The sequence below is a fragment of the Pseudomonadota bacterium genome (assembly GCA_011049115.1).
GTDB lineage: Bacteria > Desulfobacterota > Anaeroferrophillalia > Anaeroferrophillales > Tharpellaceae > DSCM01.
The window spans coordinates 57,805-84,516 of record DSCM01000051.1 but is presented as its reverse complement, the minus strand read 5'-3'; the positions used below and the strand labels follow the sequence as shown (position 1 = coordinate 84,516).

23 protein-coding genes are annotated in these 26,712 nt (G+C 53.0%); 5 read left to right on the top strand and 18 right to left on the bottom strand.

Going from position 1 to position 26,712, the window contains the following annotated elements; genetic code table 11:
• Nucleotides 1–218 precede the first annotated feature (218 nt).
• The 3 genes from ENN66_04495 to ENN66_04485 all read left to right on the top strand — a co-directional run bounded on the left by ENN66_04495 (nucleotide 219) and on the right by ENN66_04485 (nucleotide 4,047).
• Complete coding sequence (locus ENN66_04495) at nucleotides 219–1,841, top strand: phosphoglycerate dehydrogenase (GenBank protein HDS15866.1); 1,623 nt, start codon at nucleotides 219–221, stop codon at nucleotides 1,839–1,841.
• 464 nt (nucleotides 1,842–2,305) lie between these two features.
• Complete coding sequence (locus ENN66_04490) at nucleotides 2,306–3,103, top strand: ParA family protein (protein HDS15865.1); 798 nt, start codon at nucleotides 2,306–2,308, stop codon at nucleotides 3,101–3,103.
• Nucleotides 3,100–4,047: a hypothetical protein gene (locus ENN66_04485; GenBank protein ID HDS15864.1), complete on the top strand. Its 948-nt coding sequence runs from the start codon at nucleotides 3,100–3,102 to the stop codon at nucleotides 4,045–4,047. Before ENN66_04490 ends, ENN66_04485 begins: the two co-directional genes overlap by 4 nt.
• A 136-nt stretch (nucleotides 4,048–4,183) precedes the next feature.
• Here the strand turns inward: ENN66_04485 and ENN66_04480 are convergent, their stop codons facing one another.
• The 3 genes from ENN66_04480 to ENN66_04470 are packed head-to-tail and all read right to left on the bottom strand — an operon-like array spanning nucleotide 4,184 to nucleotide 9,359.
• A complete protein-coding gene (locus ENN66_04480; protein ID HDS15863.1) occupies nucleotides 4,184–5,041 on the bottom strand; it encodes a hypothetical protein in 858 nt (285 codons plus the stop codon).
• A 23-nt stretch (nucleotides 5,042–5,064) separates the two neighbouring features.
• Complete coding sequence (gene recQ, locus ENN66_04475; GenBank protein HDS15862.1) at nucleotides 5,065–6,996, bottom strand: DNA helicase RecQ; 1,932 nt, start codon at nucleotides 6,994–6,996, stop codon at nucleotides 5,065–5,067.
• Entirely contained in the window at nucleotides 6,993–9,359 is a 2,367-nt protein-coding gene (locus ENN66_04470; GenBank protein HDS15861.1) for an HDOD domain-containing protein, read from the bottom strand. The genes recQ and ENN66_04470 overlap by 4 nt, the downstream gene beginning before the upstream one ends.
• 377 nt (nucleotides 9,360–9,736) lie before the next feature.
• Between ENN66_04470 and ENN66_04465 the strand changes: the two genes are divergently transcribed.
• Both ENN66_04465 and ENN66_04460 read left to right on the top strand, forming a co-directional pair.
• Complete coding sequence (locus tag ENN66_04465) at nucleotides 9,737–10,822, top strand: hypothetical protein (protein ID HDS15860.1); 1,086 nt, start codon at nucleotides 9,737–9,739, stop codon at nucleotides 10,820–10,822.
• Nucleotides 10,819–11,700, top strand: coding sequence for a hypothetical protein (locus ENN66_04460; GenBank protein ID HDS15859.1), 882 nt, complete (start codon nucleotides 10,819–10,821; stop codon nucleotides 11,698–11,700). The genes ENN66_04465 and ENN66_04460 overlap by 4 nt, the downstream gene beginning before the upstream one ends.
• Here the strand turns inward: ENN66_04460 and ENN66_04455 are convergent.
• The 15 genes from ENN66_04455 to ENN66_04385 all read right to left on the bottom strand — a co-directional run bounded on the left by ENN66_04455 (nucleotide 11,687) and on the right by ENN66_04385 (nucleotide 26,658).
• On the bottom strand, nucleotides 11,687–12,619 hold the full coding sequence (locus ENN66_04455; protein HDS15858.1) for a hypothetical protein: 933 nt from the start codon (nucleotides 12,617–12,619) through the stop codon (nucleotides 11,687–11,689). The two genes, ENN66_04460 and ENN66_04455, sit on opposite strands and share 14 nt — an antisense overlap.
• Before the next feature lie 11 nt (nucleotides 12,620–12,630).
• Nucleotides 12,631–13,266, bottom strand: coding sequence for an HAD family hydrolase (locus tag ENN66_04450; GenBank protein ID HDS15857.1), 636 nt, complete (start codon nucleotides 13,264–13,266; stop codon nucleotides 12,631–12,633).
• On the bottom strand, nucleotides 13,242–14,396 hold the full coding sequence (gene lpxK / locus ENN66_04445) for a tetraacyldisaccharide 4'-kinase (protein HDS15856.1): 1,155 nt from the start codon (nucleotides 14,394–14,396) through the stop codon (nucleotides 13,242–13,244). Before lpxK ends, ENN66_04450 begins: the two co-directional genes overlap by 25 nt.
• Complete coding sequence (gene ribD, locus ENN66_04440; GenBank protein HDS15855.1) at nucleotides 14,338–15,474, bottom strand: bifunctional diaminohydroxyphosphoribosylaminopyrimidine deaminase/5-amino-6-(5-phosphoribosylamino)uracil reductase RibD; 1,137 nt, start codon at nucleotides 15,472–15,474, stop codon at nucleotides 14,338–14,340. The genes lpxK and ribD overlap by 59 nt, the downstream gene beginning before the upstream one ends.
• 131 nt (nucleotides 15,475–15,605) lie before the next feature.
• A complete protein-coding gene (nrdR, locus tag ENN66_04435; GenBank protein HDS15854.1) occupies nucleotides 15,606–16,082 on the bottom strand; it encodes a transcriptional repressor NrdR in 477 nt (158 codons plus the stop codon).
• Nucleotides 16,083–16,107: 25 nt separating this feature from the next.
• Nucleotides 16,108–16,581 carry a cytidine deaminase gene (locus ENN66_04430; protein ID HDS15853.1) on the bottom strand — a complete coding sequence of 158 codons (474 nt, stop codon included), beginning with the start codon at nucleotides 16,579–16,581 and terminating at the stop codon, nucleotides 16,108–16,110.
• Between the two features lie 90 nt (nucleotides 16,582–16,671).
• Nucleotides 16,672–18,384 (bottom strand): ribose 5-phosphate isomerase B, encoded by a 1,713-nt coding sequence (gene rpiB / locus ENN66_04425; protein HDS15852.1) that lies wholly within the window; start codon nucleotides 18,382–18,384, stop codon nucleotides 16,672–16,674.
• 175 nt (nucleotides 18,385–18,559) lie between these two features.
• Nucleotides 18,560–19,795, bottom strand: coding sequence for a beta-ketoacyl-[acyl-carrier-protein] synthase II (gene fabF / locus ENN66_04420; protein HDS15851.1), 1,236 nt, complete (start codon nucleotides 19,793–19,795; stop codon nucleotides 18,560–18,562).
• Nucleotides 19,796–20,048: 253 nt separating this feature from the next.
• Nucleotides 20,049–20,285, bottom strand: coding sequence for an acyl carrier protein (locus ENN66_04415; protein ID HDS15850.1), 237 nt, complete (start codon nucleotides 20,283–20,285; stop codon nucleotides 20,049–20,051).
• A 121-nt stretch (nucleotides 20,286–20,406) separates the two neighbouring features.
• Nucleotides 20,407–21,177: a 3-oxoacyl-[acyl-carrier-protein] reductase gene (gene fabG / locus ENN66_04410; protein HDS15849.1), complete on the bottom strand. Its 771-nt coding sequence runs from the start codon at nucleotides 21,175–21,177 to the stop codon at nucleotides 20,407–20,409.
• Complete coding sequence (gene fabD / locus ENN66_04405; GenBank protein ID HDS15848.1) at nucleotides 21,174–22,070, bottom strand: [acyl-carrier-protein] S-malonyltransferase; 897 nt, start codon at nucleotides 22,068–22,070, stop codon at nucleotides 21,174–21,176. The genes fabG and fabD overlap by 4 nt, the downstream gene beginning before the upstream one ends.
• Before the next feature lie 375 nt (nucleotides 22,071–22,445).
• A complete protein-coding gene (gene plsX, locus ENN66_04400; protein ID HDS15847.1) occupies nucleotides 22,446–23,540 on the bottom strand; it encodes a phosphate acyltransferase PlsX in 1,095 nt (364 codons plus the stop codon).
• Between the two features lie 41 nt (nucleotides 23,541–23,581).
• Nucleotides 23,582–23,758, bottom strand: a complete 177-nt coding sequence (locus tag ENN66_04395) for a 50S ribosomal protein L32 (GenBank protein HDS15846.1) — start codon at nucleotides 23,756–23,758, stop codon at nucleotides 23,582–23,584.
• A gap of 138 nt (nucleotides 23,759–23,896) precedes the next feature.
• A complete protein-coding gene (locus ENN66_04390) occupies nucleotides 23,897–25,633 on the bottom strand; it encodes an acyl-CoA dehydrogenase (GenBank protein HDS15845.1) in 1,737 nt (578 codons plus the stop codon).
• 11 nt (nucleotides 25,634–25,644) lie between these two features.
• The gene (locus ENN66_04385) at nucleotides 25,645–26,658 is read right to left on the bottom strand and encodes an electron transfer flavoprotein subunit alpha/FixB family protein (protein ID HDS15844.1); all 1,014 of its coding nucleotides are present in this window, start codon (nucleotides 26,656–26,658) and stop codon (nucleotides 25,645–25,647) included.
• Nucleotides 26,659–26,712 lie beyond the last annotated feature (54 nt).

The window sequence follows — 26,712 nt, the reverse complement described above, 5'->3', positions numbered from 1 at the left end:
CCCTGAATGGCCATTTACACAATCTTTTTTACACCCTCTCGTGACTTAATCGATAACTTCATCGGGCCACAGGCTGTTCTGGGGCGGGTTTCGTCTCTCCACTTTAAACTTGCTCTTTTTTTCACGGTCTGCTAGGGCGGGTCGTAAGGAGAAGATAGCTTGTTCTTTGCTTAAGTTGGTTGATATTGTTTAATTTCTCGATATGAGGTTCCCAGATCATGGCACGGTTTAAGGTTTTGATTACTGATCATATGGATCCCGAAGGAATTTCCATTCTTGAGGCGGATCCGGAGATTGCGGTTGAGATCAAAGTTGGGATTGATAATCTTGAGTTGAAAAAAATTATCGGTAACTATGATGCGATTATCACGCGCAGCGGGACCAGTGTGACCGCTGATTTGCTGGAAGACCCGGGCCGTTTGAAAATCATTGGCCGTGCCGGGGTCGGGCTTGATAATGTTGATATCGAGGCCGCCAGTATCAAGGGCATCATTGTGATGAATGCGCCTACCGGTAATACCATTGCTGCTACGGAGCTGACTATCGGGATGATGCTCGCGGCCTGTCGCAAGATTCCCGCGGCCAATATTTCTCTTAAAAACAAGGAATGGGATCGCAAAAAATACATGGGGATTCAGCTTTACGGCAAGACTCTGGGCATTGTTGGCCTGGGGCGAATCGGAGGCAACGTCGCGGTCCGGGCCAAGGGTTTCGGTATGAAGGTTATTGCCTTCGACCCTTATGTCAAACGGGGTAAAGCAGAAGCCCAGGGGGTGCGTTTATGTGAAAATTTGGATGAACTGTTGCAGAAGAGCGATGTCATCACTTTCCATACGCCGCTGACGGACGAAACTGCCGATATGGTCAAGGCTGCCGAAATCGCCCGCATGAAGGACCATGTGGTGTTGATCAACTGCGCTCGGGGCGGAATTGTTAATGAAATGGATCTTTATGCGGCGGTTAAAAATGGCAAGATTTTTGCGGCAGGAGTTGATGTTTTCAGTCGTGAACCGCTGGGCGATCATCCTCTGCTTGAGCTCGACAATATTTTTGTGACCCCGCATCTTGGGGCCAATACGGCCGAAGGTCAAAAGGGGGTTGCCGTTATTATCGCGGAGCAAGTGGCCAACGCACTTAATGACCGTTCTTATGAAAATGCTGTGAATATCCCCTACATGCGTTCCCAGTTGCCTTTGGAGATGCGTTACTATTTTGATCTGGCCGAGGCCATGGGCCGGCTGGCGGCGCAAGTGGTCAACGGTCGTCCCGAACGGATTGAGATGCTGATGGTCGGCCCTAAATTTATCGATGATTTCGGTGAACGGGTTTTCGACTCGCCTTTTAATTTTCAGCCTTTCACCAGCGCGGCTTTGAAAGGTTTTCTGGATCACAGTGTTCCGGAAACGGTTTCCTTTATCAATGCGCCTTATCTTGCCCGGGATCGCAACCTTGCGGTTTTTGAGTCCAAAACCAGCAGTTTTGCCAACATGAATGATCTGTTTGTGGTTCAGGTCAAGACTGATCAGGAGGAGATGATGGTGGCGGGTACGGTTTTTCCCGACAATCAGGGCCGGATTTTGATGCTGGATCAGTTTCGCCTGGAAATGATTTCCAAGGGTTCTTATCTTTATTTCAAAAATATTGATAAACCGGGTATCGTCGGTGGCGTGGGCACGGTTCTCGGCCGCCATAAAATCAATATTGCCGGATTTAATCTTTCCCGAATCAAAGGAGGAAAGGCGGTTTCCTTTGTCGCGGTTGATAATGAAATCACTTCGGCCGTGCTTGAGAATCTGCTTAAGGTTGACGGGCTTCTTGAAGCGAAAGTGGTCAGCTTGTGACCAGCAAACGAGCGATTACCCGGAGGTTGGGTCCCGCAGGGCCGATCAGCGAAAAAACCCAGCCTCTTCCCGATGGCGATTCATCGCCGGATAACCTTAAAAGAGTGCTGGAAACCGCAGCCGCTTCGCGGTAGATTTTTAGTTTCAGCTCAAATTCATCCGAACGCGGTCAAGGGAAATAACTTGACAACCTGAAAGGCCTTTTGTTAAGGCACAAGTGTTATCTTGTGCCGCTCGCCGGGGTTTCAGTATCTTGCAGGTTATTTTCTTGTTTTTTTCAACCACAAAAACAAGAAAATGTTAAGCGCTTCACGGGTTATCCCCAAAGGGGATGTCCGATGAAGAAACTTACCCAACTCTGTTGGGCCTGATAAGAGTACTTATTTGTGACCAAAGGAAATACCTTTAGGTACGGGCCGTGAAAAATCATTCGGGTTGTGGGATTATCCCCGCATTAGACCGTTATTTTTAGGAATTCAGTTTGCGCCGTGTCGGTTGCCGTTTTGGAGGTTCTCTTGCGCAGAATTGCTTGCCAGAATTTTAAAGGCGGAACCGGTAAAACCACAACGGTGATCAGCTTGGCTCATTGCCTGGCTGAGAATGGCCATAAGGTGTTAGTAGTTGACCTTGATGCGCAGGGTAATATCTCTGAAAGCCTTGGGGTCAGGGGAACTTATTCTCTCTACGATCTTCTCGTTGACGGTCGGCCTCTGGCGGATTGCCTGGTCGAAGCCCGGGAAAATCTCTATTGCCTTTTTTCAAATCAGACCGTCGCTGCTTGTGAAACGGTTCTGGTGACGCGCCCTCGCCGGGAGGAGGCTTTGAAAAGGGCCTTAAGCTCGCTCGAGGACGAAATACCCGGGATCAGTGTGGTTTTTCTAGACTGCTCGCCCTCGCTTTCGATTTTGAGCCAGAACGCTCTGGTGTATGTCGATGAGTTGCTTTTGCCGGTCAGTATGGATTATCTGGCCATGGTTGGAGCCAACCAGGTTTTTGAAAATCTGAAAATGATAGAGGAGTATTTTGAGAAAAAGGTCAGGGTTTGTGGTGTTCTTCCGACATTTTATGACCAGCGGGTGAACGTCAGCAAGGAAATTCTGGCCGGTCTTAGAGAACGTTATGGTGAATTGGTGCTTTCCCCGGTCAGGATTGATACTAAGGTACAGCAGGCTTCCATTCAGCGGCAGACCATTGTTGAGTTTGGAGGACGTTCCCGGGCCCGTGAAGATTATCAGAAAATTTATGAGGAGTTGTTTGTATGACCACCAAAAGTGGAAAAAAAGTATTTAAAAACAGTAAATCTGGTAGCTCGGGGTCGAAGGTTGCCGCCCAGGCTCCGCTTCAGCCTGAGATTGATAAACAAAAAATGGCCGCCTTTTTCAGCGCCGCCGGTCTAAAGGGGAAATCTGAAATGGACGGTCGCCTCAAGGTTGAAACGGTTGTCATAAAAGAAACCGCTGTGGAGCCGGCTTCGGTTGCCCCAGAGGAGAAGCTCCTTTCGATGACCGAAACCACCGGCCCGTCAGCGGCGCGGGAGGAAGAGGCTGAAAACTCGATTTCTTTTCCGGAGCCGCTTGGTACGGATGAAAATGAGACTTTCCTGGAGACGGCCAACGCCGCTGACGGGCCTGCGGAAAATGACGATGCTTCCGAGAAAGGTGATGAACGGATGTCTACGGCGGATTCGGGTAACATAGCCAAAGGAGTGAGCCACTCCGGAAGTTGTTCGTTTAATCTATTACCGGTTGTTTTCATTTTATTACTTGCGGCACTCTTTTGGTTTTATTATCTTGCCTCGACCTCGCAGGAGCATCCTGAGTTTTCACGATTACGCTCTCAGTCGGCAGTTCCAGAAAATGAAGATATTATTACACCGGGTCTTCGGCGCGAAAATTCCATGCCAGCTATGCAAAAAGATCCTTCATTTATGCGCGCACCGATTCCTTTTTGGCAACATCGGCAACCATGTTCTGCGTTGAGCACCCAGATGGTGGCTCCGGCTGCCGAGAAGCCGAAGGTTGAAAACGTTGATTCATTCAGCCGGGCCCCGGTCCCTTTCTGGCACAAGAAAAAGGCGGCCGTTAAGTTAACCCCTGAATTAACGGCGCCAGACAGCCCCTTGAGTTCCGAGCTTAAATCTTCGCTTCCGGCGTCCATGGATCCGTCATTTCAGAGGGCTCCGAAACCTTTCTGGAAGAAAAATTGATGAAGTTGTATGAAATACTCTGAATTAGCGCGGCAAAGATTTAAGCTGAGAAATCAAAGCTCTGACTAGGAAAATAGCGCCACTACAGAGGCCGGAGGCTTCTGTAGTGGCGCGCCGAGTCCGTTTACTCGAAGGATCAAACCTGCCTCGTTTCATTTCTGAAACATTTCTTAAGCCCGCGAACCAGGGCTGCGGTTTTTTCCAGGTCAAATTTATGCTCGCCCAGTTGGAGCACCGGGGCCAGTTCCATCAGAGAACTGGTCAGTAACGCTCCGTCGGTAGTTTCAAGGTCTTCTTTGTAAAGATTATCTTCCCGGCATGCAAGTCCCACTCGCGTGGCCTGTTCGATAATAAAGGCCCGGGTGATGCCGGGGAGAAGCCCGGCCTCAAGAGGCGGAGTCAGCAAGGTGTTTTTCCTGAGGAGAAAAAGATTGGAATAGGTGCCTTCACAAAGCTGTTTTTCAAGATTGAGAAAAATCCCCTCGTCAAATCCTTGTTTTCTGCATTCTCGCAAAGCCTGACGATTTTCCAGGTAATTAAGGCTCTTGATTCCTCGTAGGGGATGCGTGCGGTCCCGTAGCCAGGGCAGCAGTAAAGCCTTAATCCCCTGTTGGCGCCTGCCGATAAGATTCAGATCAAGTTCGGCAACCTTGATCAGCAGGGTTGAGAAACGATGGGCGGGATGGTCAGGTTCCGCTTCACGTCCGCTGACGATTATCCGGACTGCCGCCTCCCGGTGGTCAAGTTGGTTGGCGGCAAGCAGTTCTTTAATGATATCCGGAACCTGAATCAGATTTGGGGGCTCAGGTAACTCCAGTTGCCGAAGTCCCCGGCGCAGGCGAGTGAGATGGGCGGATAAAAGAAAAGGCTTGCCGTGGTAGGCACGGATAGTTTCGAAAAGGCCTTCGCCGAAAAGGTAGCCGTTATCCTGGGCCGAGATTACCGCCTCGTCTGCCGGCGCCAGCCGGTTGTCAATGAAAATCAGAGTAGACATTTAAACTCCATCACGTAATTTTCTTAGCGGACAGCAGGATATTTTTTCAGGGCCGGACTCTGATCGTGGGGTGGAAAACCTGGGTTCTTGGGGGCTTTTATTGTGATTCCGGGGTCAACTGCGCAATTGAGCTTCAGATCGTGCTGAAGACAGAAATTTTTAATTCTTTTGGTAAAGATTTCGCCAAAGTCTTTGCCTTTGGATTCGCCGACGCCTTTGACCTTCAGGAAGTTATCCTGATCGGCGGGGTGGCGACGCGCCATCTCGTAGAGGGCACTGTCACTGAAGATGATATAGGGAGGAACCTCGCGGTTCTGGGCCAGTTCGCGGCGTAGTTTGCGCAGCTCGGCAAAAAGCTCAAGCTCGGTCTGCTTGAGCACTCTGTCGGCTTCGAGTGCCAGCGGAGTTAAAACTTCTTTTCCTGATTGCAATAGGCGTGGTTTTTCATGGCCCCGCAACAGCTCGCGGCCACGGGAAGTGACCTTGAGAAGTTGAAACTCACCTTCCCGCACAATAAAACCCTGGTCAATAAGTTGCTCCAGCCATTCCTTGATCTGTTCAAGGGAATGCTCCTTGAGAATGCCCCAGGTAGACAGCAAATGATGCTGGTTGATGCGTATTCGGCGCTCACGAGAGCCTTTTAAGACCTGCGCACTGTACAAAAGGCCAAAATTTTCTCCTTGTCGGAGAAGGCTGGAAATAATTTTCTGGGCCGTGATCAGTGGATCTCTGACTTCCACTAATTCCCGCAGGCAGATGTCGCAGTGACCGCAGTCATCATCGACGTGGGTTTCATCGAAATAACGCAACAGCTGCCGGTGACGGCAGTCGACGCCGTTGGCATAAGCCGCCATCGCGGCCAGTGACTGACGGGCTCCAGGTGGTTCCTTGTCATCGGATTGTTCATCGAACTGTCGTTGCCAGCGCAACAGATCGTTATGGCTGTGAAAGAGCAGACATTCGGACGGCAACCCATCTCTTCCGGCCCGGCCGCTTTCCTGTAGGTAATTTTCCAGGGCCTTTGGCAGGCCGCTGTGGATGACAAAACGGATATTGGATTTGTCGACCCCCATGCCGAAGGCGATGGTGGCGACCATGATCGCGTTTTCATGCCGGATGAAATCGTCATGATTTGATTTGCGTTCATGGTCCTGCATGCCGGCATGATAGGCTAGAACCCGGCGGCCTTGGTTTTGCAACTGCGCCGCCGTCTCTTCAACCTCACGCCGGCTTTGGCAGTAAATAATTCCTGAATCATTCGGATAGCGTTCAAGAACTTCCTTGATCTGGGCAAGATGGCCGCTGGTTCGGCGCCGCACTCGATACGTAAGGTTGGGCCGGTCAAATGAACCCAGCAGCAGACGTGCATCGTGCAGTTGCAGCTGATGCACAATGTCATGTTGAACCGCCCGGGTTGCCGTGGCCGTGAAGGCGTGAACGGAAATCTGGGGCAGAACTTTGCGGATGTTTGCCAGTTGGCGGTAGTCCGGGCGAAAATCGTGTCCCCACTGGCTGATGCAATGAGCTTCGTCAACCGCCAGATAACGAATCGGCAGGGTCTTGATAAACTCGAGACTGCTTTCCTGGATTAGTTTTTCGGGTGAAATATAAAGAAGATTCAGAGCCCCGGCCCGCAGCTGTTCGGTTACATGCCGTTTTTCCGAGGAGGACATGGTGCTGTTGATGCAGGCGGCGGCAATGCCGTTCAGGCGCAGAGCATCGACCTGCTCCTTCATCAAGGCGATCAGCGGAGAAACCACCAGCGCCAGTCCGTTGCTGATCAGGACCGGGATCTGATAGCAGACTGACTTGCCGGCTCCGGTGGGGAGCACCAGCAGAGAGTCTTGTCCACAAAGGACGCAGTCGATAGCCTCGCGTTGCAAAGGCAGAAAATCCTGATGTCCCCAATAATGTTTAAGCCATGAGGCCGGATCTTGTTTTTCGGCTGAGTTCATGACTGGTCTGGTTGGACTGTCTTGGGTCGCTTTGCAAGTGGCAGCAGAATGCTAAAGGTGGTGCCTTTGTTGATGGTGCTTCGGGCCTCGATGCTGCCCCGGTTGGCCTCAATCAGGGAGTGTGCGATTGACAGCCCCAGGCCGGTTCCCGCATTGGTTGAGCCCGGATCCCGAGTCGTGAAAAACGGATCAAAAATGGTCGGTAGGTGCTCCGGTGCAATGCCGCAGCCGGTGTCGCTCAAACTGAGCTCGATTTGACTGCCTCGCACTCCGGCGCTGATGCCGATGGAGCCGCTGTCCGGCATGGCCATCTGTGCGTTAATCAAAAGATTGATCAGAACTTGTCCCAACTGTTGCGGATCGACCAGCGCCTCCGGTAAGGGCTCGGGAATATTGATCGAAAAACGAATGCCGCTGAAACCCTTGCGGTGGGCGACAGCTTCGATGGCCTGTTGGACAATTTTTTTAATCGAAAAAGGCTGGGGCCGGGCTTTCTGAGGTCGGCCATAGGCGAGCAGATCAGAAACGATGCGCGCAATTTTATCAACTTTGATCAAAATGCGATCGTATCTTTTGATTCTTTCCTGGTCTTCGCCCTCCTGTAAAGCCTTGTTTTTAAGGATCTGAACCTGTCCCGAAATGACAGTCAACGGATTGTTGATCTCATGCGCGGCGCCGGCGGCCAGGCGTCCGACGGTAGCCAGGCGGTGGGCCTGGAGAAGTTCGTACTGGACCTCTTCGTTTTGGCGGTTTAGTTCGGTAATCGTTTCGGCCTGGCCGACGAGGTTCTCGGTCAGGCGTCGTCGTTCAATCCGGTTGCTGATGCCATCTGCGAAGCGGGTCAGAATATCAATCAAACTGTCTTTGCCGATGCCTTCGCGCGCCAAGGTCCCGCAGTCAACCAGGAGTTGTCCATAAATTTCGCTGGCGCTGGTCGCGGGGAATTTACAGAGCGGCACAACCAGAATCGTGGGGTGTTCCTTGAGTGGAGTAATCCGGCTGTTACGTAGCAGGACCGCAGTCTTATGGATAATCAAGCGGCGCAGGGTGGCCATGATCCGGCTTTGTTGCTGGGCATCGTAGGGCTCTTCCGGCGCCTCTTCTCGAAACTTGAGGGTCGGCGTTTCGCCGGATAGTTCCCGCTCGGAAATTTTTTTGCCGTAAAAAGATCCGGTCCAGCTTGAGGGTCCGGTTTTGTTTAAGGCCAGGCCGCATAAGGCCAGTTGGGTCTGGCACAGATGAAGACTCTGAACTACTATTTCCTCCAGTAAAGGCATGGGGCCGGCGAAAATATGACGTTTTGCCGAATCCGGCTCGAGTATTTGGTCGAGAGAGGCGAGGGCTTCAAGAAAACGATTTTTGAGGCTGAGCTCGGCCAGGTATTTTTCCCTTTCCAGGTTGAGACGTCCCAGTTCTCGATTGGCTTTGCGGATTGCCGTGAAGTAGACTTCGTTGTTGACCACGCTTAAACAACTGTCAAATTCATGCAGACGGCTGTCGGCGGCATGGTAGAGGTCTGTCAGGCTATCTCGATCAATCCGGAAAAAGGCGCTCAGGGAGTCAACCGTACGAGCGAAGGGAGCGGAAGTGGAGTAATCAAGCTCCTGATTGACGAAATAGTTGGACCCCAGATTGTATAAATTACAGAGGGCGTCGGCAAAGCGAACCAGCAGGGGCAGGGGCGGAATCTCGTCCCGGGAGCTGGAAGGTGGCTGATGATGGAGCCAGACGGCTTCGACGATAGCCTGAGGGAAAGCCCATCTCTCCGTAGCCCATTTTCCGATCAGCTGATGGCCGGCTCCAAGGAATTCTTTTTCAAGATTGAGCGGGGGCCATTCTCCCTGACTAATGTTTTCCAGGCGCTGTAAGCGGTTCAGAAAAAGACTGAAATTATCTCCCAGGCGATGCCAGGCGATGAGTTTACCGATGTCGTGCAGCAGACCGGCGATAAAGGCTTCTTCCGGTCGTGGAAAACCAAGTCTACGGGCAAGTTCTTCGCTGGCGTGGGCGCAGGCGGCACAGTGATGCCAGAAAGCTACCAGCTGTTGTTCTTTCGCTTTGCCCCCGGGGTTGAAAGTGTCAAAAATTGTCAGGCTTAAGGCCAGATTGCAGACCTGTTTTTTGCCGAGCAGTGAAATTGCGTGACCTAAGTCATTGATTTTTGCGGGAGGAGCGAAACTGGGAGCATTGATGAGGCGCAAAACCCGGGCGGTCAGGACCGGATCCTGTCTGATTAATTGGGCAATGTCCTGGTAGTTGGATCCTTCATCAAAGCAGACATTGATGATGCGGCTGGCCAGGCTGGGCAGCGGTGGAATATCTTCAATCGTGCCGATTTTATCAATGATTTGGTCGTTTTGCAAGTTGGGTGTCTTTACTTGAAGTTGGAAGTGGTTGATAAACTCCGGTTAAAATACAAAACGACAGACAGCTTCTGGCATCTTTCAGGTCTTTATAAAAAGCCTTTCTATTCTCAGCAGAGTCAGCTAATAGCAAATTTATGGTGTTATATCAATATGTATTAACCAGGGGGCCGGAAATAGGCCGGAATCCCTGTCGCCGGCAAACAAGCCCCCTTCAGCTCAGGAGGCGGCATGGAGAAATGGTTTGGCTTGATAGATCGTTAACAAGTATGCTAAGAGAAACAATCTTTTGGGGTGCCGTTAACATTAAACTTTTTTGATAGCCTTTTCCCCGGGAGTCATTTGGCACGGAACGATTCCGCTCGAGTCTGGTAACCATGGATAATTGTGAGCCGCAACATAATACCGGTGTCGGGAACCGCTTGCAGGAGGCCCTCAAGGGAAGTTCACGTCTGGTGATTCTGACCCATAACAACCCGGATCCGGACGCGTTTGCTTCCGCCTGCGGGCTGGCGACAGCTATCAGTTTCCTTGATCCCAATTGTCGGGTTCAGGTTTCCTATGGTGGTATTGTCGGGCGTTCGGAAAACCGTTCGATGATGCGATATTTGCCTGTTAAGGCGGTCCCTTTCAGCCGGATTCGGGGGCGGGACAAGGTTGTCTACGCCCTTGTCGATACTCAGCCGCGAGCGGGCAATAATGTGTTGCCGCCCGACAGGGATCCGGTGATCGTGATTGATCATCATCCTCCCAAGGCGGCGACCAGACCTCGGTTACGGCATTGTTCATATGTCGATATTCGCACCGGTTACGGTTCGTGTACCACTATTGTGGCTGAATATCTGCAATGTTTGAAGGTGCCGATCTCCTCGGCTTTAGCTACGATCTTAGTCTATGGCATCAGTTCGGAAACCAGGCATCTCGGCCGGGAAGCCAGTGCACAGGACCGTCGGGTTTATAATGATCTGATTCCTCTGGTCAATATGCGTCGTCTTGCTCAGATTGAGTTCAGCCGGCGCCCGCGGGAACATTTTATTCATATTCGCCAGGCCGTGGACAATGCTTTTGTTTATCGCCAGGTGATCGGCTCTCGTCTGGGTCTGGTTACGAATCCTGATGTGGTGGCTGAAGTCGCTGATTTTCTTTTATTGCACGAACGCATGAGCTGGTCGATAGTGACGGCCTGCTATGAGGATAAACTGATTATATCATTGCGGGCCGCTAACTTTCGCGCTCAGGCGGGTAAGGTTGTGCGGGAGCTGCTGGAAAAACTGGGGGGGACGGCCGGCGGGCATAACCAGGTAGCGGGTGGGCAGATTGATTGTCGTGGTCTTACCCGGTCCGAGATCGCAAATCTTGATTACAATCTGGTGGTTGATTTTCTGCGTCAGGTAACCGGAGTGGAAAACGTTAAAACCATTAAACCACTGGCCGCCGCCGAGCTCAAGGACCCCTGGGGATGAAGCGGCTGCATTTAAAGCCATGGCCGTCGGGCATTGTCAGGGTTTCTACTTTTCTGGTCGAGCGGCAGACCTGTTCGGTTTATCTCTCTTCCCTGCCCGACGGCTCTGTATCAGGGGAAGGGTTGCCCTGGCAGGAACTGGCGCATGATCTGTTGGCGGGTCGCGGGCTTGCCCTGGAGGCGGCGCAGAATGGGCGGGGTGCGATTTTTACCTTTACCGACAGAAGATTTGCGGAGGCCCTGGTTCTGCGCAAGTATCGACATGGCGGACTCTGGCGTTTTTTCAGTGGTGATCGTTTTTTTTCCTGCCGCCGCTTTCTGACCGAACTCAAGGTTCATTCCCGGCTTAAGGAGATGGGGTTTCCGGTACCTGCTCCGCTAGGGGTTCTGGTTGTAAAAAAGAGAAAAGGCCTTTCCTTTGTCAATGGTTATTTTGCGACCAAGCTTCTGCCGGGGGTTATCACCCTGTCGCAATATTTACAGCATTCCGGTGGGGTTGAGCGGTTGAGATTGGCCCTGGCGCTGGGCCGACAGATCAGGAAACTGCACGATATGGGTATCTTTTATACGGATCTGCACATCAGAAACATCCTGGTTGATGTTCAAGGGAACTTGTTTCTGATTGATTTTGATAAGGCCAGGGAATTCCCGGAGCCTCTTTCCGCAAGGTTCCGGCGGGCCAATCTCTACCGATTTATGCGCTCAATTGATAAGTTCTGTTTTCGTGGCGGTCGTTTTGGCGAAGTCGAGCGCAGTGCTTTTCTGCAGTCCTATGAGCCAGAACCTGTTGCGTATGCCAAACTTTTCCAGACCCTTTCCCGAGGCCTTTGCTGGCGTCGCTTTTTTTATCGTCCGGGCTGGTGGTTTAATCGGAGCTAGAACGGATCTTACGCCAGCGATCGTGCGGCCAGAACCATTGGGCCGGGTGGCGGCGGATATGTTCTTCCATCAGACGATTTAAGCGTTTTGTGTATTCGGCGATGATGATCTGGCTGGCGCCGGTTTTTGGAACCAGGATTGGTTCTTCAATAACGATGTGATGATGCAGAGGACGTTCCCGATAGGTGAAGGCCGGGATAATCGGACTGCCGCTGAGCCGGGCGAGAATCGCCGGAGAAGGAATGGTCGGGACCTGATGCCCAAAAAAAGGAGACCAGATGCGAAAACGGCGGCGCACCCTCTGGTCCACCAGCAGGGCGATGATTTTCCCTTTCTTGAGAGTTCTTACCAGAGTGCTGGCGCTGCCACTCTTATTCAGGGGTAAAAACCCGATTTCCCTGCGGGTATGTTCAATTATTGTATAAAGGCTGGGACTGTTTTTAAGTGGTTTGCCCACGGTGGCAATGGGTTCACGCAGATATTTCGAAAGTCCGCCGGCCAGCTCCCAGTTGCCAAGATGGGCGGAAATGATGATGGCGCCCCGGCCTTCCTGCTCGGCCCGCAGGAGATGTTCTAAGCCGTTGATTTTTAGATTATGCAAAAAACGTCGGCGATTGGCGCTTTTTTGCAGCAGGAAGAATTCGCAGAGGTTAAATCCCAGATGTTCAAGGATTTTCGCGCGCAGCTTCTTGCTTTCAGGGCTGTCCGGAGTTAAACCCAGAGCCAGCTCCAGATTCTTTTTGATGATTCGGTGGTGGTTGCGGTCAAGACTTATCCAGAGGTGGATCAAGCGGACACCGAGTCGGTAAGCGTCGTCTGTTGGCAGCAGGTTGAACAGGCGACTCGCGCTGCGGAACGCATGAACTATGGCTTGATCATTCCAGGTGCCCAGGATGTCAGAGCCTGTTTTTTTGAGCATGGCAAAGCCTTTTATCGCGTCCGAGTGGATAATTGATGGATTATCCAGTTTACAGCTTCTGCAAGATCGGAGCAAATGAGGTCGGGAATGATGGCCGTCGTCCTGATCTTTTCAGCCTCTTTCACCCCGTGACCGGTTTTTACCAGAATTCCTGCAGCGTTAACCCGTCGGGCCAGCTCCACGTCGCTTAATTTGTCCCCGACGACAAAAGAGGCGGCCAGATCGAGTTGGTGACGACCGGCGGCTTGTCTGAGAAGGCCGGGCTCCGGTTTGCGACAGGTGCAGTCTTTTTTATAAGGTGGCCGGCCATGTTCGGGATGGTGTGGACAAAAGAAAAAATTATCCAGATGAGCCCCATAGCTTTCCAGCATTTTCTGTATTCTGACATGGCAGGCAAGGACAAAACTTTCACTGAACTTGCTGCGGGCAACCCCGGATTGATTGGAAACCAGGATGACCGGAATCCGGTGCCGGTTGAGCCGGGCGATAGCTGCCGCCGTTTCAGGGAGCAGCTCGACATCTTCGAGACGGTCTAAATAGTTTACCTCACGGATGATGGTTCCATCCCGATCAAGAAAAACCGCCGCCTGGCGCTTGCGAACCGGAGCTTGTAAATCCCGGGTCAAGGTCTCGCCTCCGGCAGAGATGCTTCAGGGTTGATAAAATCTGCGAATAAAGCAAGAAAATCTTTTTCCCGATCAGGTATCAGCGCGATTTCGGCAACCCAGAGTTGTGCCTCGGCCTTTTGGGCTCGGGCCAGACGGACGAGCTTGACCGCGTCCTTGGCGGTGGTCAGTAAGGGGCGGTCGCGGCAGAGTTGGCGCAGTTCCCTCAGGTCTCCGGCGCGGTAGTCGTGATGGTCGGCAAAGCTTCTGGTTTCTTCCACGGCAAGTCCATGGGTGCGTAACTGAGCAAAAAAATAATCGTTGTTGGCCAGTCCGGAACAGGCGCAAAACGGACCCAGCGCTTGCATCTCCGACAAGCTGCGGCGGTGGCCGTCCCCAGCCGTGAAATGTGTAAAACGATAAGCGGCGGAAAAAATCCGGCGGGCGGAAATATAATTGCAGACCTCAGCGGCTTCCTTATAAAAGTAGCGCCGGCGTTGATCAAACTTGTTAAAAACAACTGCGTCGGCCCGACTCAGAGCCCGTAGAGTTTCTCGCAGGGGGCCAGTGGGGAGCAACCGTCGGTTGCCGAAAAGCTTCTGGCTGTCAATCATCAGCAGGTTAAAGTTGCGGCGCAGGCGTCGATGTTGAAAACCATCATCCAGCAAAATTAAATCGGGCGACAGTTCCTTGCCGGCCCGGCGCGCGCCGCGCACCCGGTTGCCGTCAAGAACCAAGGGGATTGAGGGCAGCTGTTGTCTCAACATCAGAGCTTCGTCGCCCAGTTCTGCGGCAAGTTCGGGGGTGATCTTAGTCGCGGCGGTTACAAGTAGTGGCCGCCGAGCAGCTTTACGGCCGTAGCCACGCGACAAAATGGCGATGTTCAGGCCTTGAGCCTGAAAATAATCTGCCAGGTAAGCCGTCATCGGAGTTTTGCCGGTTCCCCCGGTGCTCAGGTTGCCGACACAGATTACCGGAATAGCAACTGCCTGGCTGAGAGCGGGGATCAGGTCATACAAGAGGTTGCGTCCGGTCATGAGGCTTCGATAGATCAGAGTCGGGATCCCAGGATATAGAGGACTGAAAATTTTCAGTGTCAACTCCCGGCCGCGCTTATTCCGACAGTCCGATTGCCGTTGGGTCAAGGTAGCCTTCAAGACAGAGGTCGTCATCGAAATGCTTAATCGTAATATTCCTGATCGGCAGGGCCTGGTCAATCCTCTCGATGCCTGTGCCGCTGATCATGCCCAGGCTGCCGCGTCCACCAATCAGGATCGGGGCATAAAAAAAACAAATTTTATCGACGATTCGGCAGTCAACCGCTGAACCATTGATTTCCGAACCTCCCTCGATCAGGACCGAAATAATCTTCCGGGAGGCGATTTCCCGCATCAGAGCCCGCAGGTCTATTTGACCCAGCTCGTTAGTTGGCAGGCAGATAATCTCCTTGACCAGCTGGAGGTAAGGGTTGAGTTTTGTCTGGTCGTGGCGCTGCGTGGTCGCCAGTAAAACCCGGTCTTTGCCGTCCTCACCGAAAATCAGCGAATGCAAAGGCGTGCGCAGCATGGAGTCCACGACAATCCGGTAAGGGTGACGGGTTTCCTGCCCCGGACAGCGGGCCGTGAGCCTGGGATTGTCTTTGATCAGGGTGCCGATACCGACCAGGATGGCATCATGCGCAAAACGTAGTTGGTGCGCATAAAGCCGCGATTTCTCGTTGCTGATCCATTGTGAATGGCCGCTTCGGGTGGCGATGCGGCCGTCAAGACTGGCCGCGCTCTTGAGCGTGACAAATGGCAATCCGGTAGTGATATATTTATTCCAGGCTTCATTCAGATGGTGGCATTCGTTTTTTAAGAGACCATTTTCGGTCCGGATACCGGCTCGTTTAAGTTTGTCGGCGCCGTGGCCGTCGACTCGGGGATTGGGATCCTCGCAGCCAAAGACCACACGCCTGATTCCAGCTTGAATAATGGCCTCGGTGCAGGGTGGCGTTTTACCGTGATGGTTGCAGGGCTCCAGGGTGACGTAGAGGGTGGCTTCACGGGCCTTTTCCCCCGCTTCGCGGAGGGCGAAAATTTCCGCGTGTGCTTCTCCCGCCTTGGGGTGGAAACCCCGACCGACAATCTTTCCGTCATTGACGATAATCGCCCCGACCATGGGATTGGGAGAGGCTGATCCCAGTCCTTTGCGGGCCAGGTCGAGGGCTATTTGCATGAATTCAGTATCGGCACTAGAAAAACCATTCATTTTTCGATTCCTTGTTTTTTAGCTCCCAAGTCCCGGGGTCCTTGTTCTCTGACGAAGCTCAGACGGGAGTTGAGGGCGCGAACGTCAAGTTTAAGCTTCAGCCTGTGGGCAAAAATCCTGACCGGTTCGGCTTAATCCGGTTTTTCGCAAGCGGAGTCGTTTTTGAGCAGGCCCTGAAGCTCCTGCATGAATTCTTTGATGTCTTTAAACTGGCGATATACTGAAGCAAAACGGATATAGGCGACATCATCAATTTTTTTCAAGGAGGCCATGATATGTTCGCCGATAAAAGTCGCAGCGATCTCTTTTTCTCCATGCTCTCGAAGCTTCAGTTCGAGATCGTTGACCACGGCATCAATCTGCTCCTGACTGACAGGTCTTTTTTCACAGGCCTTGCGAATGCCGTTTTCGACTTTATTGCGATCATAGTTTTCCCGGCTCTGATCATTTTTAATGACCAGCGGCAGGTTGATCTCAATCCTTTCAAAGGTGGTGAAACGTTTGTTGCAGGAGAGGCACTCCCGCCGGCGGCGGATGGCGCTTTGGTCTTTGGCGATACGCGAGTCGATAACTTTATCTTCGGTAAAGCCGCAGAAAGGGCATTTCATAAGAGGTCTCGGCAGATGGCCGTGGTCAGGACGTTTTCCCCGGGCTTATAACAACCACCTTGAGGCCGGCTTCATCAAGCATTTCGGCAGCCATAGCGTCGGGATAGGCGTCACGGATGATTATTTTTTTCAGGCCGGCATTGATAATCATTTTAGCGCAGATGATACAGGGTTGGTTGGTGCAGTAAAGTTCTCCGGATTCGATGGATACGCCGTGATGCGCCGCCTGAATAATAGCATTCTGTTCCGCGTGCAGACCCCGGCAAAGTTCATGGCGCTGACCTGAGGGGATTTGGAGCTGATCGCGCAGACAGCCTCTTTCCAGGCAGTGGCGAATGCCGCTCGGGGTGCCGTTGTAGCCAGTGGTCAGAATCCGGTTATCTTTAACTATCAGGGCCCCAACCTGACGACGGATACAGGTTGAACGTCTGGAAATCAACTGGGCGATGTCCATAAAATAGGTCTGCCAGTCGGGTCTTTGCAGGTTTTGAACCGGCATCACATTTCCTGATATCACTTGAGAATGCGCCTGGCTTTCAATCAGGCCAGGTACAATTAAAAGCAGCTGGGGTGAATTTGTTGCATGCCGTTAAAGCAGATGGCTGTAAACCGGAAAACGAGCGCAAAGTGAACGGATCGTTGCCCGGGTTTGTCTTATGATCTCCTGATTCTCCGGTTGCAGCAGGACATCGCTCAGGCAGTCGGCGACAATCTCCATCTCGGGTTCGCGCATGCCCCGGGTCGACGCGATCGGGGTTCCGATGCGGATCCCACTGGGGTCTGCCGGAGTTCGCTGGTCAAAGGGAATGCCGTTTTTATTGAGGGTGATTCCGGCCGCATCGAGAGCGGCTTCGGCCTTTTTGCCTTTGATCGTCAAGGCACTGAGATCGATCAGGAAGAGATGATTGTCGGTGCCGCCGGAGACAATTCTGAAACCTTTTTCCTGCAGCCGTCGGGCCAGACAGGCGGCATTGATCACTGTTTGTCTCTGGACGGTTCTGAACTCCTCGCTCAGGGCTTCCTTGAAGGCCACGGCCTTGCCCGCGATGGTGTGCATCAAGGGGCCGCCCTGCAGTCCGGGAAAGATGGTTTTGTCAAGTGCCGCCGCATACTCACGGCGGCAAAGAATCATTCCTCCCCGAGGGCCCCGCAGGGTTTTATGGGTGGTGGTGGTGACAAAATCAGCATAGGGTACCGGTGAGGGATGGACTCCAGCCACCACCAGACCGGCGATATGGGCGATGTCAACCATCAGCAGGGCGCCGACCTTGTCGGCGATGGCCCGAAAACGGGCAAAATCTAGAATCCGGGAGTAGGAGCTGGCTCCGGCAACGATCATGCGGGGTTTTTCTCGAAGGGCGATCTTTTCTATTTCGTTGTAATCAAGTTGTTCCGTTTCCCGATCGACTCCATAATAAACCGAACGATAAAGCTGGCCTGAGAAGCTGACCGTCGCTCCGTGGGTAAGATGTCCGCCATGTCCTAAGTTCATTCCCAGGATGGTTTCTCCTGGTTTCAGGGCGCTTAAATAGACCGCCATGTTGGCGCCTGAACCGGAGAGGGGCTGGACATTGGCATGGTCGGCGCCAAACAGAGCCAGGGCTCGGTCAATCGCCAGCTGTTCAACCTGGTCGACAAATTGGCAGCCACCGTAATAGCGTCTGCCGGGATAGCCTTCGGCATATTTGTTGGTCAGAACACTGCCTTGAGCTTCGAGTACTGCCTGACTGACGCAGTTTTCCGAAGCAATCATGATCAGCTTGCTTTCTTCGCGCTCGGTTTCCTGACGGATGAGTGCATTGATTTCCGCATCTACTTCAAATAAAGAGGCCGCAATCTGCCGGTTTGAGTTACGGTTGGGCTGCTCGATTTTATCCAGTCGGTGCTGGTGGCGGCCGCCCTCGTATTCGCTTTGCAGCCAGATCTGAACCAGTTCCAGGGCGGTGGCCGGCTCAAGTACGCGACCGCCCAGAACCAGAACGTTGGCATTGTTGTGTTCCTTGGCCATGCGCGCGGTAAAGGGGTCATGGACCAGGGCGGCCCGTATGTGGCGCTTGCGGTTGGCCGTCATCGACATTCCGATGCCGGTGCCGCAGATCAGGATTCCCCGGGCTTTGGGGTCGGCCGCCACCTCGGTGACCAGCTTCCAGGCATAGTCGGGATAGTCGACCGCAGCCTCGGAGCTAGTGCCGAGATCGATTAGTTGATGGTGGTTTGCCAGTTTATCTTTGATCAATTCTTTGAGCTGGTATCCGCCATGATCACTGGCTATAAATAGTTTAAAAGGTTCAATCTGCGGCATGGTATTTCTCTTTCAAAAAACTTGAGGCTTGGTGGCTTGGTGAAAAGCTTCACGGTGCCCTGAATGAAGGTCTATAAGTTACGGAAGGGCAGGATTATTTCTTTGCAAATCCAGCTTCCTGCCCGGAGAAAGTTAATTTATTACATTCCAGCGCCCAACGTGTAAAGGACTAAGTTCAGTAGGCCGAAAAAACCAGCGTGGCATTTGTTCCGCCAAAACCGAATGAGTTGCTGATAGCATTTTTTACCGGAGCGCTGATCGCTTGATTGGGGACGTAATTCAGGTCACAGTCGGGGTCCGGGTTGTCCAGATTTATGGTCGGCGGTACTTTGCCGTGCTTGATGGTCAGGGTGGTAAACACTGCTTCCACGGCTCCGGTGCCGCCGAGCATGTGGCCGGTCATTGATTTGTTGGAACTGATTAGAAGTTTACTCGCGTGTTCCCCAAAAACTTTTTTGATAGCCTGGGTTTCATACAGGTCGTTAAAATAAGTTGAGGTGCCGTGAGCGTTGATGTAGTCAATTGCCGTGGGTTCAAGAGCGGCATCCCGCAAGGCGGCCTCCATGGAGGACGCCGCGCCGACCCCCTCAGGTGCCGGGGACGCAATATGGTAAGCATCGCAGGATGAACCGTAGCCGGTCAGCTCAGCCAGAATCGAAGCTCCGCGACGCAACGCGAATTCGAGCTCTTCAAGAACCACGATGCCGGCCCCTTCGGCGGGAACGAAGCCATCGCGGTCCCGATCAAAGGGACGCGAGGCTCGCGTCGGCTCGTCATTGCGGGTCGACAGGGCCTTCATGGCATTAAAACCCGAGATACAGAGTGGGGTGATGGCGGATTCCGTACCCCCGCAGATCATGACATCGCTGTCATTGCGTTGAATGACTTTCATGCCTTCGCCGATCGAATGAGTGCCGGTAGCGCAGGCGGTCACCACGGAAAGATTGGGACCTTTGGCCTGATAGCGAATAGCAATATTGCCGGGAGCCAGGTTGGCGATCATCATCGGGATAAAAAACGGTGAAATACGCCGAGGTCCTTTTTCGAGTAGAACCTTATGGTAATACTCAAGAGAGGGCAGCCCTCCCAGGCCGGCGCCGACGGCAACCCCGAAACGAGGACTCAGGGATGGAGTGACTTCAAGCCTGGCCATGCTCATTGCCATATCGGCGGCCGCCATGGCGAAATGGATGAAGGCATCCATCTTTTTTGCTTCTTTGCTGTCAATGAAATCCGTGACTTCAAAGTCAGTCACCTGCCCGGCAATGCGGGTGGCGAATTTCTCCGCATCGAAATATCTGATTGGGCTGATGCCTGACTCTCCTGCCAGCAGACGCTGCCAGTTTTTCTCAACTCCGGTTCCCAGAGGGGTCACCAGGCCGACCCCGGTTATGACGACTCTGCGTTTCACTTTCTAACCTCAATCTCCAAAGGTTGCTGGTTAATCTCCTGCCGGGCCGATTTATAGGGCACGGGTGGGAAAGAACGGACCTTTTTTCAGATATACTTTTTGTCGTGGCGGGCCAATATCGTCACCGCAATTTTTTTAAGTGGTACTTTCTATAGGCTCTTAGTCTAATTGTAAAGAAAAAAACGCCTCCCTGAGATCAGTGGAGGCGTTTCACGGGCACCTTTCGGCGCAACCAGAGGTAAGGGGTTGGTTATCAGCTGGTGTGTTGTTTGACAAAATCAATGGCGTTCTGAACGGTTCTGATTTTCTCGGCTTCTTCATCAGAAATTTCAATGCCATACTCTTCTTCGAAAGCCATCACCAACTCAACCGTATCCAGGGAGTCGGCCCCCAGATCATCAATAAAGGAAGCATCGTTATTGATTTCATTGGCGTCTTTGAGCCCCAGCTTTTCGGCGATAATTTCTTTAATTTTTAGTTCGATGGACATGTCGGATTCTCCTTTTTGACATTTATGATCGGCTGGACAGTCTTGTTCTGTCAGCCTCAGGCGTTGAAAGTCGAAACATTTTTTTTCAAAATTGAGTTATCTTTTCCGGAGCTGATCCGGTTTAAGCCATGAGCATGCCCCCGTCGACCTGCAGAACCTGGCCGGTTATATAGTCCGCCAGAGGCGAGAGCAGAAAAAGAGCGGCGTTACCGATATCCATGACGGTGCCCAGGCGGCCAGCGGGGATCAGGGCGCTGATATTCTCGCGAGCCTGCGGGGCGAGGGCGTCGGTCATTTCAGTCTGAATATAGCCCGGAGCGATGATGTTGCTGGTAATGTTTCTGGAGGCCAATTCCCGGGCTAGACTTCGGCCGAAGCCAATGATTCCGGCCTTGGCGGCGGCATAATTGGCTTGGCCGCTGTTCCCCATTAAACCGATTACGGAAGATATAAAGAGAATGCGACCGTAACGGTTTTTGAGCATGCTGCGGGAGACCGCCTTGCAGCAATTAAAACAGCCCTTGAGGTTAACGGCCATGACTTCATCCCAGTCACTTTCTTTCATGCGCATCAGCAGATTGTCGCGAGTGATGCCGGCATTATTGATCAGGAAATCAATCTTGCCGCTGGTTTGCAGGATATCGGCAACCATTTTGTTGCAGTCATGCGACTGGGCGACATTGGCTTCATGGAAGATCGCCTTGCCGGATCCGGACAGCGCGCGGTTGAGTTGTTCGGCGGTTGTGTTGCCCGATTCGGGATTGGTGCCGCAGAAATGAACTATCGCCCCCTGCTGGGCCAACCTTTCCGTCAGTTCCCGGCCGATGCCGCGACTGCCCCCGGTTACCAGGGCGACTTTGTCAGTGAAATGAAAAGGATCGGTCTGGATCATTGGGCATAGCTTTCAGCTACCCGTTCAAGATCTTGCGGGCAGCCCACATTAAAAGGTTGTACGTTGCGGTTAATCCGTCGCAGCAGCCCTGAGAGGACTCGCCCGGGACCGATCTCGATCATCTGGCTGACCCCCTGGCGGACCGCCAGCTGCATGGATTCCTCCCAGCGAACCGCGCTGCTGACCTGCTGAATCAACAGGTCACGGACCGTGCCGGCATGATAGTTGGTTTCGGCGTCGACATTTGAAATGATGGGAATTTCCGGTTCGCTGACCTTGACGTCGGCGAAATGTTCAGCCAGCTTTTCAGCCGCCGGCCGCATCAGGGAACAATGAAAGGGGGCGCTGACCGGCAATTTGACCACGCGGCTGGCCCCAGCCTGCTGAGCTTGCTCGCCAGCCGTGGAAATGGCCTGAGTATGGCCGGAGATGACAATCTGACCGGGGCAGTTAAAATTAGCCGGTTCGACAATCAAACGGTTTTTACGACAGCTGGCGCGATTACAGATATCGACAACCTGCTGATTCGGCATGCCCATGATCGCCGCCATCGTTCCGAGTCCGGCGGGGACTGCGTTCTGCATGAATTTTCCCCGGGCTCGAACTATGCGCACGGCGTCGAAAAATGAGATGGCCTTGGCCGCGACCAGGGCCGAATATTCTCCCAGACTGTGGCCCGCAGTCAAGACCGGCTCAATGTTGAGATTACGTTTAAGTACGCGGTAGGCGGCCACACTGACGGTCAAAATGGCGGGTTGCGTATTGGCGGTCTGGTTGAGCTCTTCCGGTGATCCGGAAAAACAGAGTCGGCTCAAATCTTCCCCTAAGGCTTCACTGGCTTCGGCAAAGGTTTCGCGAGCTTCAGAGAAACAGTCATAGAGCTCTTTCCCCATGCCAATGTGCTGTGAGCCTTGGCCGGGGAAAATAAAGGCACTTTTTGCTTGGCTGCTCACCGTAAATCTCCTCTGGAAAATTACTGCAGATCTATTTTGAAATTCAGCCGGCAGTTACGCTTTCCCGCGCCGCTACGTGGCCGGCCGGCCGCCGTCGTGTCTTTTGGGGAAATATTTTTGCGGCCCGGTCGCGAAAACCAGTTATTTGAACTCGCTTAAGTAGGTCTGCAGATGATGACTGAATAGTACCGTTTACTATAGAAGTTTTGCCTGATCAATGTCAATGAAAACAAAATAAATTAATCAATTCTGGTATGTGGCGCTCTTCGATTCAGGAGGGACGGCGCTTGTGTAAGTTGGTTAGGAACCTGTGACTCAGCCTTCGAGGTTGTCGCCCGCATCTGTATCCGCGTCCTTGGTGATGATGATGCGTTCCTTGATTTGTTTCCAAAGTTTTTTCTTCGGCAGCAAGCTCTGAATTTCATGGTTTTTGTCTAATTCGTTAAGGAGATAGTCGTTAACCCTCTGCTCGGAGAATTCTGCGCATAAGCGAATACCGTTTTTTAGAGCCTTGCGGCAGGAAGAGCCGTGGGCGATAAAACAGTTGCCGTTGATTCCCAGCAGGGGCGCCCCTCCGTACTCGGCATAATCAACTCTTTGTTTTAGGCGACGCAGCCCCTGCCGGCAGATCCACGCGCCGAGCTTGCGAATCGGACTGGCGCTCAGCTCTTCCCGGAGAATGGTGGTCACGGCCAAGGCCAGGCCTTCAGCGGTTTTCAAAACAATATTGCCGACAAAACCGTCGCAAACGATCACATCAACCTCGCCGGTGAAGATGTCGCGTCCTTCCACGGCTCCTAGATAGTTGAGCGGACTGTTTTTCAGCAGCTCATGGGTTGCGCGCGTCAGTTCGTTGCCCTTGCCTTCCTCCTCGCCGTTGCTAAGCAGTCCGATTCTCGGATGGTTGCGATCCAGAACTCTCTGGGCGTAGACACTGCCCATGATGGCGAATTGAGCCAGATGCAGGGGGCTGCAGTCTACATTGCCGCCGACATCGAGGATGGTAACCGGGTCTTTAAGCGTGGGCAGGCAGGTGACAATGGCAGGCCGATCAATTCCCTTTAATTTCTTCAGGATGACCATGGCCGTGGCCATGACCGCTCCGGAGTTGCCGGCAGAGAGAAAACCCTGGGCCCGACCGTCGCGTACCAGCCTGAGGCCGACCGCAATCGAAGATTTCCGCCGGCGCATAGCTTTGCCCGGGGATTCATCCATGGCAACAACTTCCGTCGCCGGCTGGATGAATATCGGGAGGTTGCTGATGTTGTGCTTTTCGAGTTCTTTCTCTACGGTGTCCTGAATGCCGACGAGAACAATCTGCAGATTTAACTCCCTGGCTGCGTCAACGGCCCCGGCGACGATTTCCTGCGGGGCTCGATCTCCGCCCATGGCGTCAACAGCTATTTTCATCTGGGAACGCCGGCCATCAATCACAAAAAGGGAGAAGGTTATCAGTCGACATCAATAATTTTTTCGCCCTTGTAGGTGCCGCAGGTTGCACATACCCGGTGCTGTACGGTAATCGCCTGGCAGTTCGGACAGCTGCCGGCTTGCGGAACGGTTAAAGCCAGGTGCGACCGGCGTTGTCTCTTTTTGGTTTTGGAAGTTCTTCTTTTGGGGACAGCCATGGTTGTTTTCTCCCGTTAATCCTTTAAGGAAAGTATGAAGCTCTCGTTGTGAATACAAAAAGGCAAGTATTCTATATCTATGCTGTACGGTTGTCAAGATTAAAAATTGCCGGCGTTATTTGTCGGCATGCTTTGATTTTAGTCGCCACTAAATTTTTCTGTCTGGTCCAGTATGGCGCCGTGATCCTCCATCAGGCTGCGGTCATCGGTCATGATGTAATCCAGGGTCGCGCGGACTCTGATTCCGGCTTTGCCGATAAAAATCCTGGCTACCTTGTATTTGCGCTCGGAGACCAGGGCGCAACGGCAGAGCAGGTAGGCATTTATCACAGCGGTTGCCATGTTAACCAGTCGGCTTGCGTGAAATTCCTGAACCGCGCCGCCGCCTTTCTCCTTGATGTAGGAGATCGCCATTTCCAGATGAGAGCGCATCTTTTTAATCGTGGTGAAAAGATCGCCAAGCTTTTCAAAAGCATTATTTTCTTCGTATTCACCCAAGCGTTCCGAGACTACTCCGGCGATAATGCCCCCTGCCGCCGCGACGACCTGGAGTTGGGTTGTACCTTCGTAAATATTGGTAATGCGGGCGTCTCGATAATGGCGCTCGACATCAAATTCTTTGGTGAAACCAACCCCGCCATGAATCTGGATGGCGTCATAGCATACTTTATTGGCCATCTCCGCGGCACAACTTTTGGCCAGTGGAGTGAACAACGCGGCGAAGCGAGCGTATCGTTTGCCGTCGTCCTTAAGGTCAGCTTCGCGTTCCGGATGTTTTTCGATTCTTTCCTCAATCCCTTCTTTGATGTCAACGATAACTGAGGTTTCGTAGACCAGGGCGCGGGCTGCCTCGAGGTTGATCTTCATGTCGGTCAGCATTTCGTAAATGGCGGCGAAATCCCTGACGGGCTGTTTGAACTGAATGCGATCGTTGGCGTAACGATAAGCTTTGCGGTAGGCGGCTTCGGCAATGCCGAGAGATTGCGCGGCGACGGCCAGGCGGGCGCCGTTCATCAGGTAAATCGTATATTTCACCAGGCCCAGTTTGCGTTTGCCGAGAAGTTCGGCCCGGGCGTTGTTGAACTGGAGTTCGCAGGTGGGTGAACCGGTGATTCCGAGTTTGTGTTCGATGCGGCGGATTTTCATGGAATCATCGCGTTCGTAAATGAACAGGGAGAGACCGCGGCCGCTACTGGAATTCTCTTCCGAGCGGGCCATGACCAACGAAAGCTGCCCACAGCCATTGGTGATAAAGCGTTTGACGCCATTCAGGCGCCAGATGCCGTCGTCATCCTGATGGGCCCGAAGCATGGCTGATTGCAGGTCGGAGCCGGAATCGGGTTCGGTCAGGGCCATCGAGCCCATAATCTCGCCGCTGGCGAAGCGGGGCAGGTAGCGTTGTTTCTGCTCCTCTGAACCAAATCGGCGGATCGTGTCGCTTAAGCCCTGCAGTCCGAAAACCAGCATCAGGGAAGCGTCGGCCCGGGAGATAATTTCGATCGCGGCGGAAAAAATGGTGATCGGCATGTTGATGCCGCCATAGCGGCGCGGGGAGGTGAAACCGGCGAGGTCGGCCTGATTGATGCGGGCCACGGCTTCCCGAATTCCTTTGGGATAGATCACTTCTCCATCAATGAAACGGGCCCCTTCCTCGTCAACTTCGCGAGCTCTGGGGTCGGCGAAATCACCTGCTATTTCGCCGACTATTTCAAGCACCCGATTGTAATTTTCACGGGCATCCGTCTGGTCTTTGGGAGCGTAAGGAAAGTCGGCCCGTTCACTGAAGCTGTCTTCTTTAAGGTCGATGACCCGGCTTAAATCCAGACTGCGCAGATGGAAAAGAATGTCGTCGTTGTCACGATAAAAATTGGCCATAACCAATACTCCTATACCTTTTCTTTGTAAGCTTTGATCATTTTTGCCAGCACATCCTTGACATCGCCCACAATGGCGTAATGCGCGAGGGCAAAAATAGGAGCCTGTGGGTCCTTGTTGATCGCGATAATCCGTTTAGCTTCGGACATGCCGGCGCGATGCTGAATCTGACCCGAAATTCCGCAGGCAATATAAAGGTTGGGGCGTACCGTGATGCCGGTCTGGCCGACCTGATGATCCTTGTCGAGAATGCCGGCATCAACCACCGGGCGGGAGCAGCCGAGTTCTCCCCCCAGGGACCGGGCCAATTCGCCAGCCAGTCTGATCGATTCCGGGTCGCAGGCGCCCATGCCCGCTGAAACGATGATCTGGGCGGCCTTGAGATTGACCTTTTTCACCTTGTGAACCACGTCGATGACTTCGGTGAGAAAATCATCGTCCGCCAGGATGCAGGGTTCTCTGGTGATCTCAATCTGTAATTGAGGATCGGGCCGGCCGATTTTCATGACCCCTTCACGTACGGTCGCCATACTGGGGAATGAATCCGGTGAGACAATCGTGGCGACGATATTGCCCCCAAAGGCCGGCCGGATCTGCAGCAGGGTCTGGGGAAAAACCTGGTCTTTGATCTGGTGCTCACCGATGTTAAGGTCGGTGCAGTCGGCGGTCAGGCCGCATCTGAGAGCGGAAGCAACCCTCGGAGCTAGGTCGCGACCCATGGTTGTGGCACCGAAAAGCACGACTCCTGGTTTGTGAGTCTGGATTGTTCTGATCACGCTTTTGGCGTAAGGCACCGAGGTAAAATGAGCCAGGCGGGGATCGTCGATGTAGTAGACTTCTTTGCAGCCGTAGGGGCCCAGTTCGCGCAAGCTCTGTTCGATGTTGTGCCCCAGGGCCACGGCTTCGACCCGGCCGCCGAGATCCTGGGCCAGGGTGCCGGCCGCGCTGATCAGTTCGAGGCTGACGTCGGCAATCGCGCCGGAGCGTGATTCAATGAAAACCATAACATTTTTTCTGCTGTCCATGCCTGATTAACTCCTTGGTTTCATAGAGTTTTTATCTTGGCGCGCGAGAGCTTG

Excerpts from the sequence above, each read along its gene's own strand:
- ENN66_04390 (HDS15845.1), bottom strand. The coding sequence starts at position 25,633 with ATGGCCAATTTTTATCGTGACAACGACGACATTCTTTTCCATCTGCGC.
- ENN66_04385 (HDS15844.1), bottom strand. The coding sequence starts at position 26,658 with ATGGACAGCAGAAAAAATGTTATGGTTTTCATTGAATCACGCTCCGGC.
- rpiB (HDS15852.1), bottom strand. The coding sequence starts at position 18,384 with ATGCCGCAGATTGAACCTTTTAAACTATTTATAGCCAGTGATCATGGC.
- ENN66_04495 (HDS15866.1), top strand. The coding sequence starts at position 219 with ATGGCACGGTTTAAGGTTTTGATTACTGATCATATGGATCCCGAAGGA.
- fabD (HDS15848.1), bottom strand. The coding sequence starts at position 22,070 with ATGGGGAAAGAGCTCTATGACTGTTTCTCTGAAGCTCGCGAAACCTTT.
- ENN66_04485 (HDS15864.1), top strand. The coding sequence starts at position 3,100 with ATGACCACCAAAAGTGGAAAAAAAGTATTTAAAAACAGTAAATCTGGT.
- nrdR (HDS15854.1), bottom strand. The coding sequence starts at position 16,082 with ATGAAATGCCCTTTCTGCGGCTTTACCGAAGATAAAGTTATCGACTCG.
- recQ (HDS15862.1), bottom strand. The coding sequence starts at position 6,996 with ATGAACTCAGCCGAAAAACAAGATCCGGCCTCATGGCTTAAACATTAT.
- ENN66_04430 (HDS15853.1), bottom strand. The coding sequence starts at position 16,581 with ATGCCGGTTCAAAACCTGCAAAGACCCGACTGGCAGACCTATTTTATG.
- ENN66_04395 (HDS15846.1), bottom strand. The coding sequence starts at position 23,758 with ATGGCTGTCCCCAAAAGAAGAACTTCCAAAACCAAAAAGAGACAACGC.
- plsX (HDS15847.1), bottom strand. The coding sequence starts at position 23,540 with ATGAAAATAGCTGTTGACGCCATGGGCGGAGATCGAGCCCCGCAGGAA.
- ENN66_04455 (HDS15858.1), bottom strand. The coding sequence starts at position 12,619 with ATGCTCAAAAAAACAGGCTCTGACATCCTGGGCACCTGGAATGATCAA.
- ribD (HDS15855.1), bottom strand. The coding sequence starts at position 15,474 with ATGAATGGTTTTTCTAGTGCCGATACTGAATTCATGCAAATAGCCCTC.
- ENN66_04480 (HDS15863.1), bottom strand. The coding sequence starts at position 5,041 with ATGTCTACTCTGATTTTCATTGACAACCGGCTGGCGCCGGCAGACGAG.
- lpxK (HDS15856.1), bottom strand. The coding sequence starts at position 14,396 with ATGACGACCTCTGTCTTGAAGGCTACCTTGACCCAACGGCAATCGGAC.
- ENN66_04415 (HDS15850.1), bottom strand. The coding sequence starts at position 20,285 with ATGTCCATCGAACTAAAAATTAAAGAAATTATCGCCGAAAAGCTGGGG.
- ENN66_04460 (HDS15859.1), top strand. The coding sequence starts at position 10,819 with ATGAAGCGGCTGCATTTAAAGCCATGGCCGTCGGGCATTGTCAGGGTT.
- fabG (HDS15849.1), bottom strand. The coding sequence starts at position 21,177 with ATGATCCAGACCGATCCTTTTCATTTCACTGACAAAGTCGCCCTGGTA.
- ENN66_04465 (HDS15860.1), top strand. The coding sequence starts at position 9,737 with ATGGATAATTGTGAGCCGCAACATAATACCGGTGTCGGGAACCGCTTG.